The sequence below is a fragment of the Stenotrophomonas maltophilia genome, from assembly GCF_047782825.1.
In the GTDB taxonomy this organism is placed as follows: Bacteria; Pseudomonadota; Gammaproteobacteria; order Xanthomonadales; family Xanthomonadaceae; genus Stenotrophomonas.
The window spans coordinates 2605052-2618624 of the sequence record NZ_CP180589.1 but is presented as its reverse complement, the minus strand read 5'-3'; the positions used below and the strand labels follow the sequence as shown (position 1 = coordinate 2618624).

13 protein-coding genes are annotated in these 13573 nt (G+C 66.0%); 7 read left to right on the top strand and 6 right to left on the bottom strand.

The window, feature by feature from the left end; all coding sequences use genetic code 11:
* The first annotated feature begins 36 nt into the window (after window positions 1-36).
* The 7 genes from rfbB (at window position 37) to ACM2ZB_RS12265 (ending at window position 7347) form a co-directional block, all read left to right on the top strand.
* Window positions 37-1092, top strand: a complete 1056-nt coding sequence (gene rfbB, locus ACM2ZB_RS12295; RefSeq protein WP_416055633.1) for a dTDP-glucose 4,6-dehydratase — start codon at window positions 37-39, stop codon at window positions 1090-1092.
* Window positions 1093-1106: 14 nt separating this feature from the next.
* Window positions 1107-1994, top strand: a complete 888-nt coding sequence (gene rfbA / locus ACM2ZB_RS12290) for a glucose-1-phosphate thymidylyltransferase RfbA (RefSeq protein WP_416055632.1) — start codon at window positions 1107-1109, stop codon at window positions 1992-1994.
* Window positions 1991-2548 carry a dTDP-4-dehydrorhamnose 3,5-epimerase gene (rfbC, locus tag ACM2ZB_RS12285; protein ID WP_416055631.1) on the top strand — a complete coding sequence of 186 codons (558 nt, stop codon included), beginning with the start codon at window positions 1991-1993 and terminating at the stop codon, window positions 2546-2548. The genes rfbA and rfbC overlap by 4 nt, the downstream gene beginning before the upstream one ends.
* Window positions 2545-3447 (top strand): dTDP-4-dehydrorhamnose reductase, encoded by a 903-nt coding sequence (gene rfbD / locus ACM2ZB_RS12280; protein ID WP_416055630.1) that lies wholly within the window; start codon window positions 2545-2547, stop codon window positions 3445-3447. The genes rfbC and rfbD overlap by 4 nt, the downstream gene beginning before the upstream one ends.
* 63 nt (window positions 3448-3510) lie before the next feature.
* A complete protein-coding gene (glmS, locus tag ACM2ZB_RS12275) occupies window positions 3511-5349 on the top strand; it encodes a glutamine--fructose-6-phosphate transaminase (isomerizing) (RefSeq protein ID WP_416055629.1) in 1839 nt (612 codons plus the stop codon).
* A 246-nt stretch (window positions 5350-5595) separates the two neighbouring features.
* Window positions 5596-5763: a hypothetical protein gene (locus ACM2ZB_RS12270; protein ID WP_416055628.1), complete on the top strand. Its 168-nt coding sequence runs from the start codon at window positions 5596-5598 to the stop codon at window positions 5761-5763.
* Window positions 5764-5769: 6 nt separating this feature from the next.
* Window positions 5770-7347, top strand: coding sequence for a hypothetical protein (locus ACM2ZB_RS12265; protein ID WP_416055627.1), 1578 nt, complete (start codon window positions 5770-5772; stop codon window positions 7345-7347).
* Between the two features lie 5 nt (window positions 7348-7352).
* Here ACM2ZB_RS12265 and ACM2ZB_RS12260 read toward each other — a convergent pair whose 3' ends face one another.
* From ACM2ZB_RS12260 to ACM2ZB_RS12235, 6 genes are all read right to left on the bottom strand, one after another.
* Window positions 7353-8756 (bottom strand): mannose-1-phosphate guanylyltransferase/mannose-6-phosphate isomerase, encoded by a 1404-nt coding sequence (locus ACM2ZB_RS12260; protein ID WP_416055626.1) that lies wholly within the window; start codon window positions 8754-8756, stop codon window positions 7353-7355.
* 11 nt (window positions 8757-8767) lie between these two features.
* Window positions 8768-10114 carry a phosphomannomutase gene (locus ACM2ZB_RS12255; protein WP_416055625.1) on the bottom strand — a complete coding sequence of 449 codons (1347 nt, stop codon included), beginning with the start codon at window positions 10112-10114 and terminating at the stop codon, window positions 8768-8770.
* A gap of 87 nt (window positions 10115-10201) precedes the next feature.
* Complete coding sequence (locus tag ACM2ZB_RS12250) at window positions 10202-10594, bottom strand: GtrA family protein (protein WP_416055624.1); 393 nt, start codon at window positions 10592-10594, stop codon at window positions 10202-10204.
* The gene (locus ACM2ZB_RS12245) at window positions 10591-11877 is read right to left on the bottom strand and encodes an NAD(P)/FAD-dependent oxidoreductase (RefSeq protein ID WP_416055623.1); all 1287 of its coding nucleotides are present in this window, start codon (window positions 11875-11877) and stop codon (window positions 10591-10593) included. Before ACM2ZB_RS12245 ends, ACM2ZB_RS12250 begins: the two co-directional genes overlap by 4 nt.
* Before the next feature lie 2 nt (window positions 11878-11879).
* Window positions 11880-12839 (bottom strand): NAD-dependent epimerase/dehydratase family protein, encoded by a 960-nt coding sequence (locus ACM2ZB_RS12240; RefSeq protein WP_416055622.1) that lies wholly within the window; start codon window positions 12837-12839, stop codon window positions 11880-11882.
* Entirely contained in the window at window positions 12836-13573 is a 738-nt protein-coding gene (locus tag ACM2ZB_RS12235) for an SDR family oxidoreductase (RefSeq protein ID WP_416055621.1), read from the bottom strand. Before ACM2ZB_RS12235 ends, ACM2ZB_RS12240 begins: the two co-directional genes overlap by 4 nt.

Genomic DNA, 13573 nt, shown 5'->3' with positions numbered 1-13573 from the left:
CTTGCCACATCATCGACAATTTTAGGAGAGCAGGTAGTGCCCACATGGCTTGTCACCGGCGGCGCCGGATTCATTGGCGGTAACTTCGTTCTCGAGGCGGTCGCCCGCGGCATCAAGGTCGTCAACCTCGACGCGCTGACCTACGCCGGCAACCTGAAGACCCTGTCCAGCCTGGACGGCAATCCGGACCATGTGTTCGTGCAGGGCGACATCGGCGACAGCGCCCTGGTCGCCCGCCTGCTGGCCGAGCACCAGCCCGATGCCGTGCTGAACTTCGCTGCCGAAAGCCACGTGGACCGGTCCATCGACGGCCCGGGTGCGTTCATCCAGACCAACGTGGTCGGCACCCTGGGCTTGCTTGAGGCGGTACGCGATTACTGGAAGGCGCTGCCGGCCGAGCAGGGCGCGGCCTTCCGCTTCCTGCACGTGTCCACCGACGAGGTGTACGGCACCCTGGGCGAGACAGGCAAGTTCAGCGAAACCACCCCATATGCGCCCAATTCGCCGTATTCGGCATCGAAGGCCGCGTCGGATCACCTGGTGCGCGCCTTCCACCACACCTACGGGCTGCCGGTGCTGACCACCAACTGCTCCAACAACTACGGCCCGTACCACTTCCCTGAAAAGCTGATCCCGCTGGTGATCGCCAAGGCGCTGGCCGGTGAACCGCTGCCGGTCTACGGCGATGGTAAGCAGGTGCGTGACTGGCTGTTCGTCACCGACCACTGCGAAGCGATCCGCACCGTGCTGGCCAAGGGCCAGGTGGGCGAGACCTATAACGTCGGCGGCAATTCGGAAAAGCAGAACATCGAAGTGGTGCAGGCGATCTGCGCGCTGCTGGACCAGCGCCGTCCGCGCGAAGACGGCCAGCCGCGCAGCAGCCAGATCACCTACGTGGCCGACCGCCCGGGGCATGACCGCCGCTACGCGATCGATGCGTCGAAGCTGAAGAACGACCTGGGCTGGGAACCGGCCTACACCTTCGAGCAGGGCATCGGCTTCACCGTGGACTGGTATCTGGACAACCAGGAGTGGGTCAACGGCGTGCTCGACGGCAGCTACCGTCTGCAGCGCATCGGCACCAGCGCCTGAAACCGGGAGTGAACATGACGCAGCGTAAAGGCATCATCCTGGCCGGCGGTTCCGGCACGCGGCTGTATCCGATCACCAAGGGCGTCAGCAAGCAGCTGCTGCCGGTGTACGACAAGCCGATGATCTACTACCCGCTCAGCGTGCTGATGCTGGCGGGCATCCGTGAAGTGCTGATCATCAATACCCCGCACGAACAGGCCCTGTTCCAGCAGTTGCTGGGCGACGGTTCGCAATGGGGCATGGACATCCAGTACGCCGTGCAGCCCAGCCCCGATGGCCTGGCCCAGGCCTACCTGATCGGCCGCGATTTCGTGGCCGGCAAGCCGAGCTGCCTGGTGCTGGGTGACAACATCTTCCACGGCCACGGCCTGCGCGAGGTCCTCAAGCGTGCCGACGAGCGTGTGGACGGCTCGACCGTGTTCGGCTACTGGGTGAACGACCCGGAGCGCTACGGCGTGGCCGAGTTCGACAAGAGCGGCAAGGTGGTGGACCTGGTGGAGAAGCCGGAGAACCCGCGCTCCAACTACGCCGTGACCGGCCTGTACTTCTACGACGGCAACGCCAGTGCCCATGCTGCGGAACTGAAGCCGTCGCCGCGTGGCGAGCTGGAGATCACCGATCTCAACAAGCGCTACCTGGCCGAGGGCAACCTGCACCTGGAAGCTCTGGGCCGTGGCTATGCGTGGCTGGATACCGGTACCCACCAGTCGTTGCTGGAGGCGTCCAACTTCATCGAGACCATCCAGACCCGCCAGGGCCTGCAGGTGTGCTGCCCGGAAGAAATCGCGTTCGGCCAGGGCTGGATCAACGCCGAGCAGCTGGAAGCACTGGCGGCGCCGCTGATCAAGAATGGCTACGGTCAGTATCTGCACACGCTCGCCCGGCGTGGAGTGGTTCCGTGAAAGTGATTGAAACCAAGCTGCCCGGCTGCGTGGTGATCGAGCCGGCGGTGTTCGGCGATAGCCGCGGCTATTTTTTTGAAACCTGGAACGCGGAGCGATTCGCCGAGCGGGGCTTGTTTGGCCGCTTCGTGCAGAGCAACGTGTCCACCTCGGCCAAGGGCGTGCTGCGCGGCCTGCATTACCAGTGGCCGCGGCCGCAGGGCAAGCTGGTCAGTGTGCTGGAAGGCGAGGTGTACGACGTGGCGGTGGATATCCGCCGTGAGTCACCGACCTTCGGCCATTGGGAAGCGGTGGTGCTGAGCGCAGAAAACAAGAAGCAGTTCTGGATTCCCGAAGGCTTCGCCCACGGCTTTGCCGTTCTGTCCGAGCGTGCGCTTTTCAGCTATCTGTGCACCGACATCTACGTAAAAGAAGCGGATGCTGGTATCCGTTGGAACGATGCGGATCTAGCCGTTGACTGGCCGATCAGTGCGCCCACGCTGTCGGGCAAGGACGAGAACGCCCCGTTCCTTAAGGACATCGCCGAAGATCGCCTGCCGGTATACGTCGCATGACGGTGCTGGTGTTCGGCGGCAACGGCCAGGTTGGCCAGGAACTGTTGCGCGCCCTGGCCCCGCTGGGGCCGGTGGTGGCGACCACGCGCAGTGGCCAGTTGCCCGATGGCCGTGCCTGTGAAGTGGCCGACTTCGGCCAGCCTGACAGCCTGCCGGCGCTGCTGGACCGCCTGCAGCCGTCGGTGGTGGTGAATGCCGCCGCCTACACGGCGGTGGATCGTGCCGAACAGGACTCGGAGGCCGCCTTCGCGGCCAACGCGCAGGCGCCGGGCGTGATCGCGCGCTGGTGCGCGGCCCACGGCGTGCCGTTCGTGCATTACTCCACCGACTACGTGTTCGATGGCCAGGGCAGTGCGCCCTACCGCGAGGACGAGCCGACCGCGCCGCTGGGCGTGTACGGCACCAGCAAGCGTGATGGTGAGGATGCGGTGCGCGCGGCCGGTGGTCGCCACCTGATCTTCCGCACGGCGTGGGTGTATGCCTCGCACGGCGCGAACTTCCTGCGCACGATGCTGCGGGTGGGCGCCGAGCGCGACCAGCTGCGGGTGGTGGCCGACCAGATCGGCACGCCGACACCGGCCGCGCTGATTGCCGATGTCACCGCGCAGGCGCTGCAGCACCCGCGGCAGCTTTCGGGCACCTGGCATTTGACGGCCAGTGGCCAGACCAGCTGGCACGGCTTTGCCGAAGCGATTTTTGCTGAAGCGCTGGCGGCGGGTGTGCTGGCCAAGGTGCCGTCGGTTGAAGCCATTCCCAGTTCCGAGTACCCGACCCCGGCCCAACGACCGGCGTGGTCGGTGCTGGACAACCGCCAGCTGCAGCAGGATTTCGGCATCGTACTGCCGACCTGGCAGGACGGCCTGAAGCGGGTGATTGCGGAAATGGCCAACAGCCACTGAATACGCCCCTGGCATATCGGATGCACTTTAGAATGCGCCGATCGTTTCAAGGAAATGCGCGACATGTGTGGAATCGTGGGTGCGATCGCCGATCGCGATGTGGTGCCGGTGCTGATCGAAGGACTGAAGCGGCTGGAGTATCGCGGTTACGATTCCTCCGGCATCGCGGTGATCGACCATGCCGAGCGCCCGGATGTGCGCCGCGTGCGCCGCACCGGCCGCGTCTCGGAAATGGCCACTGCGGCCGAGGCCGAAGGCTTCAATGCCAGCCTGGGCATCGGCCACACGCGCTGGGCCACCCATGGCGGCGTGACCGAAGCCAATGCGCACCCGCACATCAGTGCCGGCGTGGCGCTGGTGCACAACGGCATCATCGAGAACCATGAAGAGCAGCGCGAGAAGCTGCGCGCGCTGGGCTACACCTTCGAATCACAGACCGATACCGAGGTGATCGCCCACCTGATGCACCACCACCTGAAGGGCGGCGACGACCTGCTGGTGGCGCTGCAGCACACCGTGAAGGAACTCACCGGCGCCTACGCGCTGGCCGTGGTCAGCCGCGCCGAGCCGGATCGTTTTGTCTGCGCGCGCATGGGCTGCCCGCTGCTGGTCGGCCTGGGCGAGGGCGAGAACTTCGTTGCCTCGGACGTGTCGGCCGTGATCTCGGCCACCCGCAAGGTCATCTTCCTGGAAGAGGGCGACACCGCCGAAGTGCGCCGCGATGGCGTGCGCATCTTCGATGGCAACGACCAGCCGATCGAGCGCGAGGTGCACCTGTCCGATGTCTCGCTGGCCTCGCTGGAGCTGGGCCCGTACCGCCACTTCATGCAGAAGGAAATCCACGAGCAGCCGCGCGCGCTGGGCGACACCATCGAAGCGGCGATCGACGCCGGTGGTTTCCCGGCCGAGCTGTTCGGCAAGAATGCGGCGGCGGTACTGTCGGGCATCGAAGGCGTGCAGATCCTGGCCTGCGGCACCAGCTACTACTCGGGCCTGACCGCGCGCTACTGGATCGAGGCCATTGCCGGCCTGCCGTGCAGCGTGGAAATCGCCAGCGAGTACCGCTACCGCGCCGCGTATGCCAACCCGAAGCACCTGATCGTGACCATTTCCCAGTCCGGCGAAACGCTGGATACGATGGAAGCGCTGAAGTACGCCAAGTCGCTGGGCCACAAGCACACGCTGTCGATCTGCAACGTGCCGGAAAGCGCGATCCCGCGCGCCAGCGAGCTGGTCTGCTACACCCGTGCCGGCGCCGAGATCGGCGTGGCCTCGACCAAGGCCTTCACCACCCAGCTGGCCGCGCTGTTCCAGCTGACCGTGGTGCTGGGCAAGCTGCACGGTCGCATCGATGCCGCCCAGGAAGCCGATTACCTGGAGCAGCTGCGCTTCCTGCCGGGCAGCGTGCAGCACGCGCTGAACATGGAGCCGCAGATCGCCGCCTGGGCCGAGCGTTTCGCCCGCAAGAGCAGCGCGCTGTTCCTGGGCCGTGGTCTGCATTACCCGATCGCGCTGGAAGGCGCGCTCAAGCTGAAGGAAATCTCCTACATCCACGCCGAGGCCTACCCGGCCGGTGAACTGAAGCACGGCCCGCTGGCGCTGGTGGACGAGGACATGCCGGTGGTGGTGATTGCACCCAACGACAGCCTGCTGGAAAAGGTGAAGTCGAACATGCAGGAAGTGCGCGCCCGTGGCGGCGAGCTGTTCGTGTTCGCCGACCAGGACAGCAACTTCCACGAATCCGAAGGCGTGCACGTGATCCGCACCCCGCGCCACGCCGGCGTCCTCAGCCCGGTGGTGCACACCATCCCCGTGCAGCTGCTGGCCTACCACACCGCGCTGGCACGCGGCACCGACGTGGACAAGCCGCGCAATCTGGCCAAGAGCGTGACGGTGGAGTGAGATGAGGTGCAGTCCAGAGCCGCACTGGCTCTGGTTTCTACCCGATTTCGGAGACCGCGTGCGGTAGCCGATCAGATCGGTACGCCCACTCCGGCGGCGCGGACTGCCGATGTGAACGGGCAGGCGCCGCAGCATCCTGGTGAGCTGTCCGGCACCGGCACCGGCACCGGCACTTGACGGCCAGCGGCCTGACCAGCCGGCACGACTTTGCCGAGACGATTTTCTACCGAAGTCCGGGCGCGTGGCGTGCTGACCAAGATTCCGAAGGTGCAGGCGATTTCCGGATCCGAATGCCCAGCCCCGGCCCAGTGTCTGGTCGGATCGGTGCTGGGAAACGACACGCTGCAGCAGGATCTCGGCATCGTGCAGCCGGCGTGGCAGGATGGATTGCAACGGGTGATGGCCGCGATCTGAGCGACCTTGTCGCGTTACCCCTGTTGCGGGAGACCCCGGCTACGGCCGGAAGTCCGCGCACTGGCGCGGCCAAGCGGTCGACGCACGCAGGCCCCCGTTCTGAACTACCATGCCCGACTGGATCTACGTCAGTTGCGGACCGCGCGTTCCGCACGCCTCCGTAAGGACACGACCATGCATCAATCCCGTTCTCTGCCCCGCGCCGTGCGCGCATCGTCTCCGCTGTTCCTGGCGGTGGCCATCGCTGTTCTGGTCCTGCTGGCACGCCTGCTATACGTGCAGCGCTTCAGCACGCCCATGCCTTACTGGGATCAGTGGGACGGAGAATGGGCCACGGCGCTGAAGCCGTGGCTTGATGGCACGCTGCATTGGCAGACGCTGCTGGCACCGCACAACGAGCACCGGATTCTGCCCACCCGCCTGCTGACCCTGATGTCCTACGCCGTGACCGGGCAGTGGAACAACGTGTACGAGGCGCGGATCGGTGCGCTGCTGTTCTGCCTGATTCCCGGTCTGCTGGTGTGGCATGCGCTGCGCGATGCGGGGGCGAGGGCGGGGCGCTGGTTGCTGCTGCCGTTGGCGCTGCTGCTGTCGGTTCTGCCATTTACCTGGGAGAACTTCCTGGTCGGCTTCCAGACGCAGTTCTACGTGCTGGTGCTGTCCAGCATCGCGTCCATCGCACTGGTGGCCAGGCACCATCAGCGCATTCCGGCGCTGCTGGCGGCCATTGCCCTGAGCGCGTTCGCCACTACGATCATGGCGTCCGGCATGTTGACGGCTGTGGCCACCGCCGGCGCATGTCTGCTGGCCTGCCTGTGCCTTCCCGGCCGACGCGGCCCTGCATTGTATGCGGCGGGCATCCTGATGGTCCTGGCCGTGGCGGCCTATGCCTGGATTCCGGTGATCGAGGCCAATGGCGGCCTGCGCGCACAGGGCGTTGGCGAGTTCCTGTATGCCGCTTCGCGCACGCTGGCCTGGCCGATGCGCTCTGGCGGCTTCGCGCTGATCATCTGGTTGCCGGCGACGGTGATGATCCTGCGCATGGTTATTCGCCGGCAGGCGTCGCCGACGGACCTTGTGATGGCCGGACTGTGCATCTGGTCTGCCCTGCAGGCGCTTGCCATTGCCTATGGGCGCGGGCATGGCCTGCGCTCGCCCATGCCGCGCTACATGGACCTGTTCGTGCCCGGGCTGTTCGCCAATGCGTGGTTCGCGATCCAGCTGTGGGGCCTGCTGCCGGTGGCGTCGCGGTTGCGCACCGCCAGCCGTACGGTAGCCGCGCTGTTCGCGCTGCTGGTCGCGTATCCGCTGCTGGGGCGTATCGGCAAGGATGTGGAAACGATGCGCGAGTTCAAGTCCGCAACCCTGGTGCAGCAGGAAAACGTACAGCGTTACCTGGCCACAGGTGAGCCCAGCATGTTGCAAGTGGGGGAATTCGAACTGCCCTATCCCGATCCGGTCCGTCTGAAAGTGTATCTGGATGATCCGGCGCTGCGCCGGGTTCTGCCGCCTCTGCAGCAGAGCGATCCGGCGGCCGCGCAGGGAGCCGGATCACGCAAGGGCCCCGCCGAAGCAGGGCCCTGACCGGGTCAACTGCGCCCGTAGGTGTCCTCGAAGCGCACGATGTCATCCTCGCCCAGATAACTGCCGGACTGCACTTCGATCAATTCCAGTGGCAGCTTGCCCGGGTTGCGCAGGCGATGGGTCACGCCCAGCGGAATGTAGGTGCTCTGGTTCTCGCTCAGCAGGATCACCTCGGCACCCCGGGTCACCTCGGCGGTGCCGCTGACCACGATCCAGTGTTCGGCGCGGTGGTGGTGCATCTGCAGGCTCAGCGTGCCGCCGGGCTTGACGGTGATGCGCTTGACCTGGAAACGCTCGCCGTTGTCGATGGAATCGTAGGCACCCCACGGGCGGTAGACCTTGCGGTGCCAGGTCGCCTCGCTGCGGCCATCGGCCTTCAACTGAGCCACCACGGTTTTCACCTCCTGCATGCGGTCGGCCTTGCCGACCAGCACCGCATCGTCGGTCTCCACCACGATCACATCGTCCAGGCCGACCATCGCCACCAGGCGCTGGCCGTAGGCATAGGTGTTGCGGCAGTCGATCGCGATCACATCACCCTGATGGGCATTGCCGTCGCCATCCTGCTGGGAGACATCGCGCAGGGCCGTCCACGAGCCGACATCGTTCCAGCCGGCGTCGAGCGGGATGACCACCGCGTCGGCGGTCTTTTCCATCACCGCATAGTCGATGGAATCGGACGGCACTTCAGTGAATGCGTCCTTGTCCAGGCGGGTGAAATCGGCATCGCGACGCGACTGCTGCCACGCGGTGCGGCTGCCGGCCAGCATGGCCGGCTGGAAGCGTTCCAGCTCCTGCAGGTAGCGCGAGGCCTTGAACAGGAACATGCCGCTGTTCCAGTAATACTGTCCGCTGGCCACATAGCCGGTGGCGGTGTCCAGGTCGGGCTTTTCGACGAAACGCTCGACCGCGCGCAGGCCCTGGCCATCGGCGGCTTTGATGTAGCCATAACCCGTTTCCGGGCCGGTGGGCACGATGCCGAAGGTCACCAGCTTGCCGGCATCGGCCGCGCTGGCGGCTGCCTGCACGGCACGGCGGAAGGCCGCTTCATCGGTGATCACATGATCGGAAGGCAGTACCAGCAGCAGTGCGTCCGCACCGTCCCGGGTCGCTTCCAGGGCGGCCACCGCAATGGCCGGCGCCGTGTTGCGGCCCACCGGTTCGAGGATGATCGCGGCCGGCTCGGCACCGACCTGCTGCAGCTGCTCGGCGGCTACAAACCGGTGTTCCTCGTTGGCGATCACCAGCGGCCCGCGGCTGGCGATTGGTGCCACGCGCTGCCAGGTGGCTTGGAGCATGGTCAGGTCGCCGGCCAGGGGCAGGAACTGCTTTGGATATGCCTCGCGCGACAGGGGCCACAGGCGCGTACCGGAGCCGCCGGACAGGATGACGGGTTGGATGCTGCTCATGAGGGCCTCGGTTACTGCTGGATGAGTCGCGAAAGTTCGTCGGTGCGTGCCTGCAGCAGTGCGGCATCGCCCCGGGCTTCCACGTTCAGGCGCAGCAGCGGTTCGGTGTTGGAGCTGCGCAGGTTGAAGCGCCAGTTACCGAAGTCCGCACTGACGCCATCGGTGTGATCCAGGGCCGGCGACTGTGCAGCAAAATGCTCCATCACACGCGCCACGGCGGCTTTCGCATCGGCCACCTTGAAGTTGATCTCGCCGCTGCAGGGATAGGCCGCCATGCGGTCCTCCACCCAGTCGGCCAGCGAGCGGCCGCTTTCGGACACCAGCTGCGCGATCAGCAGCCACGGGATCATGCCGGAGTCGGCATAGGCGAACTCGCGGAAGTAGTGATGAGCGCTCATCTCACCGCCGTACACGGCGTCCTCGGCGCGCATCTTTTCCTTGATGAAGGCATGTCCGCTCTTGCACAGCACCGGCACGCCGCCGGCCTGCTCGACCATTTCCACGGTATTCCAGACCAGGCGCGGATCGTGCACCACCTTGCCGCCCGGGTTACGGGCGAGGATGGCCTTGGCCAGCAGGCCCACCAGGTAGTAGCCCTCGATGAAGCGGCCTGTGTGGTCGAAGAAGAAGCAGCGATCGAAATCGCCATCCCAGGCAATGCCGAAGTCGGCGCCGTGTTCGCGCACGGCTTCTGCGGTGGCGGCGCGGTTTTCCGGCAGCAGCGGGTTGGGGATGCCGTTGGGGAAGTTGCCGTCGGGTTCGTGGCAGATGCGGATGAATTCCAGCGGCAGGTGCGGTGCCAGCAGGTCGACAATGGCACCGGCGCCACCGTTGCCGGCGTTGACCACCAGCTTCAGCGGCTTGAGCTTGCTGGCGTCCACGTAGCTCAGCAGGTGGTCGATGTAGGCGCGCTTGTCGTGGCGCGCGGTCAGCGCTGCGCTCGCCGGCTGCGCGCTGCCGGTATCGGCGGACACGGCGTCGGAGATCGCGAACAGACCGGTATCCGAACTGATCGGCCGGGCATTCTCCTTGACCAGCTTCATGCCGTTGTAGTCCATCGGGTTATGGCTGGCGGTGACCATCACGCCGCCGGCCGCACCCAGGTGATCGGTCTGGAAATAGACCTCTTCCGTGCCGCACAGGCCGATATCGATCACTTCGCGGCCGACCCCGCGCAGACCGGACGCCAGGGCGTCCTGCAGGGCGGGGCTGGTCAGCCGGACATCGTGCCCCAGGACCACCGGGCCGGGGGCGAGCTGCGCGGCCAGCGCCACGCCGATGCGGCGGGCCAGGTCTTCGTTCAGTTCTTCCGGCACGCGGCCGCGGATGTCGTAGGCCTTGAAGGCGGGCAGGGGCATCGATGGGGTCCTGGAGTAGGTCAGCGCCGTAGTTTACGACCATGAATGTGTGGGAAGCGTTTTCCCCAGCGAGGTGGTTGGCGGGGGTTACCGGAACGACAGGTACTTGTGCCCGAAGTAACTCGACACCACGGGCACCGCCACGCCAACCACGTGGGCGATCTCCAGGCGCCATGCATCCACCCCCATCCAGGGCAGCAGGTGGTAGGCCAGCGCCGTGGAGACCAGCCAGGTCTGGGCCACCGCGAACAGGTTGACCAGCACGAAGTAGAGTGCTGAATGATGCAGCGGGCGGGTGCTGCTGGTGAACACCAGCCAGCGGGTCAGGATGAATGCCGTGACCATGCCGGTGATGTAGGCGGCAATGATCGCCGGGGTGAACGACATCCAGTGGCTGTAAAGCATGCGTGACAGGATGTTGGCCAGCGCAGCGATGCCGCCTGCGACCAGGAACAGCAGGAACGGGCGCGACAGAGTCACGCCACCGCCTCGCGGGCCATGGCACGGCCGAAGCCGATGCTCTCGGAAATGCCGCGGTCCTCTGGGTAGTAGTGCGAGGTGTCGGCGACCCACAGGCCCTGCACCGGAAGCTTTCGCGGCGGCAGCCGGTCGAGGAAGCCGGGTTCGCAGATGGGCTGGGCGTGGCGGTAGCGGCTGACCCGTACATCGATGAAATCGTCCGCGGCCAGCTGCGGATTGATCATGCGCAGGTAACGCTGGACCCTGTCGGCGAACACATCGTCGCTGTCGCCGTAGCGCTCGTGCTCGCCCGGCATGTAGAACGGCACGTAGACGATGTGTGCGTCCATCGGGCGTAGATTGGTGTATTCGACGATGCCGGGAATGTCCATGTCCGGGTCGTTGGTATTGACCCAGAAATTGGCCGAAACCGGCTTGCGCAGCTTGGCGATCACGCAGACCACCGCGATGTTGTTCAACGCACGGAACTTGGCCAGGACGGAATCGGGCAGGTCCGGCGCCAGTCGCGGCACGAATGGCAGGGGTACCGTCGAAATGACCTTGTCGAACGCCAGCTGCTCACCGCCAACCTGCACGCCGCGCACGCGATCGCCCTCGATCACGATGCGCTGGACTGGGCTGGACAGCCGCACTTCGCCGCCATGGTGCTGGATGTCCGCATGCAGGGCATCCAGCAGGGTGGAAGAACCTCCCTCCAGATAGCCCAGCTTCTCGCGCATCAGGCTGTAGCGGGAACGGCCAATGCGCCGGATCCGGCTCCAGATCCAGGCCGCGGACAGGTTGCCGGCGTAGTTGTAGAACTTGTAGTCGAACAGCCTGCGCCACAGCGTTTCATAGGCTTCCGCCCCGACCCAGCGGCGGATCCACGAGGAGGCTTCAACAGGGTCCAGTGGGCGCCAGTCGTTGCGGCGCGTGCAGAGAAACGCATGCAGCCCGTAACGGATCTTGGCCGTCAGCCCGAGGCCCTTGAAGCGCAGCAGGGCGATGGGGTTGCCCCAGGGCTGCAGGCGCTTGCCGAACCAGTAGCCCATGCGGGTCTCGGTCCAGCGCATGCGCTCAGCCAGCCCCAGCTCGTCCAGCACGGCAAGGAAGTCGTGGTCGGACGTACAGTGGAAGTGGTAGTAGCGTTCGATCGACATGCCGCCGAAATCGAAGCTGGCGGTCATCCCGCCCACCCGGTCGTCGGCCTCGAACACCACGGGCTGGTGGCCGTCGCGGGCCAGCTGGTAAGCCACGGCCAGGCCCATCGGACCGGCACCGAGAACGGCGATGCGTTCGCTCATGATCAGAACTCCAGGGCGATGTCGCCGTACTCGGGATCGTTGAAGGTGGCGTCGATGGCTTGGGCGAAGGGCGTTGGCTGCACGTTGAAGATGGTGGGCCAGTCGATCACCTCGAACTCATCATGGGCCACCAATGCCTTCAGCTGTGCGGCAGTGAACGGTGGATCGCGGTCGAACAGCGCCCAGGTCTTCAGCAGCAGATGGAACAGGGAGTAGGGAATGTGCAGCACCTTCGCGCGTGCGCGCGTGCTCCGTTTGATCTGGCGGATGATGTCGACGTAGTCGACCTTCTCCAGGCCGGTGATGTTGTAACGCTGGCCAGCAATGCGCGAACGCAGGCAACTGGCGATGATGGTGGCGAAATCGCCGGCGTAGAGCGGCTGGCGCATGTAACGGCCGTCGCCCGGAATCGGGAAGACGGGAACACGGCGCATGAAGCGCGACAGCCAACCCAGATGCTTGCGGTCGAACCAGCCGAACATCAGGGTCGGGCGCAGGATGATCGCAGCGATGCCGCGGGCGGCCACCCGCTGTTCCTGTTCGCGCTTGGTGCGGGTGTAGTCATCGTCGGCCACCGAACAGACCACCGAGGAGCTGACGTGCACGGTATAGGGCACTGCGTGGCGTTCGATCGCGTCGAGGATGTTGTCGGTGGCGGTGATGTTGTTGCGCACGAAGGGCTGCGGATCGGTACCGCCGATCTGGGCCTGCAGCATCACCACCGCGTCGGCTGCCGCGAAGTGGCGCTCCCAGGGGCCGGGCTCGGCCAGGTCGGCCAGTTCGGTCGCCACGTCCGGGTGCATGCGCGCCAGTACGTCGAGGTTGGCGGCGTGCTTGTCGATCACCACCAGCCGCCGGTAGCCCTGCCGCTTGAGGATGGCGACCAGGTTCTGGCCCACCAGGCCGGCACCGCCGGGGATGATGATCTTCTGCTCCAGTGCGGAGCGGGAGGCGGCGCTCATAGCGAGATCCTGTTGAAGACGGCCTGCGGCACGGTGCGGATCACCCACATGATCAGCCGCCAGAAGCCGGGGGCATACAGCACCGGAGTGCCACGGCCGATGCCGGCGATGATGCGCCGCGCGACCTGGTCCGGCGTGGCCCACAGCGGGCCCTTGCGAAGATGCGCTGTCATCGGTGTATCGACAAAGCCTGGGCGGATGTCCACCACGGCTACGCCCTGCTTGGCCAGGCGCTGGCGAAGGCCACTCAGGAATGTGCTCACCGCGGCTTTGGCTGCGCCATAGACGTAGTTGCTCTGCCGGCCACGATCGCCGGCCACCGAGGTGATCACCGCGAGCGCGCCGCTGCCGGCATCGGCAAGGCGGTTGGCCAGCGGCCCCAGCAGGGCCAGGGTAGAGGTGCCGTTGGTGGCGAACTCCGCCATGCAGGTCTCCACCGATGCCTCGCAGGCAGCCTGGTCAGGCAGCGTGCCGTGCGCGATCAGCACCACGTCCACCTTGCCAAGGGCCTGCCACGCCTGCGCGAGCAGATCGGCATGGGTGGGCAGGTCGTTGATGTCCATGGCGTAGGCGTGCGTGGCGCGCGCACCGCGGATGCGCAGGTCGTCGGCGATGGCCTGCAGCCGATCGGCGCGCCGCCCGACCAGGAACAGCGACGCGCCGCGTGCTGCGTAGCGCCGGGCGACGGCTTCGGCGATGGCAGAGGTGGCGCCGATGATGAGGACGTTCTGCAT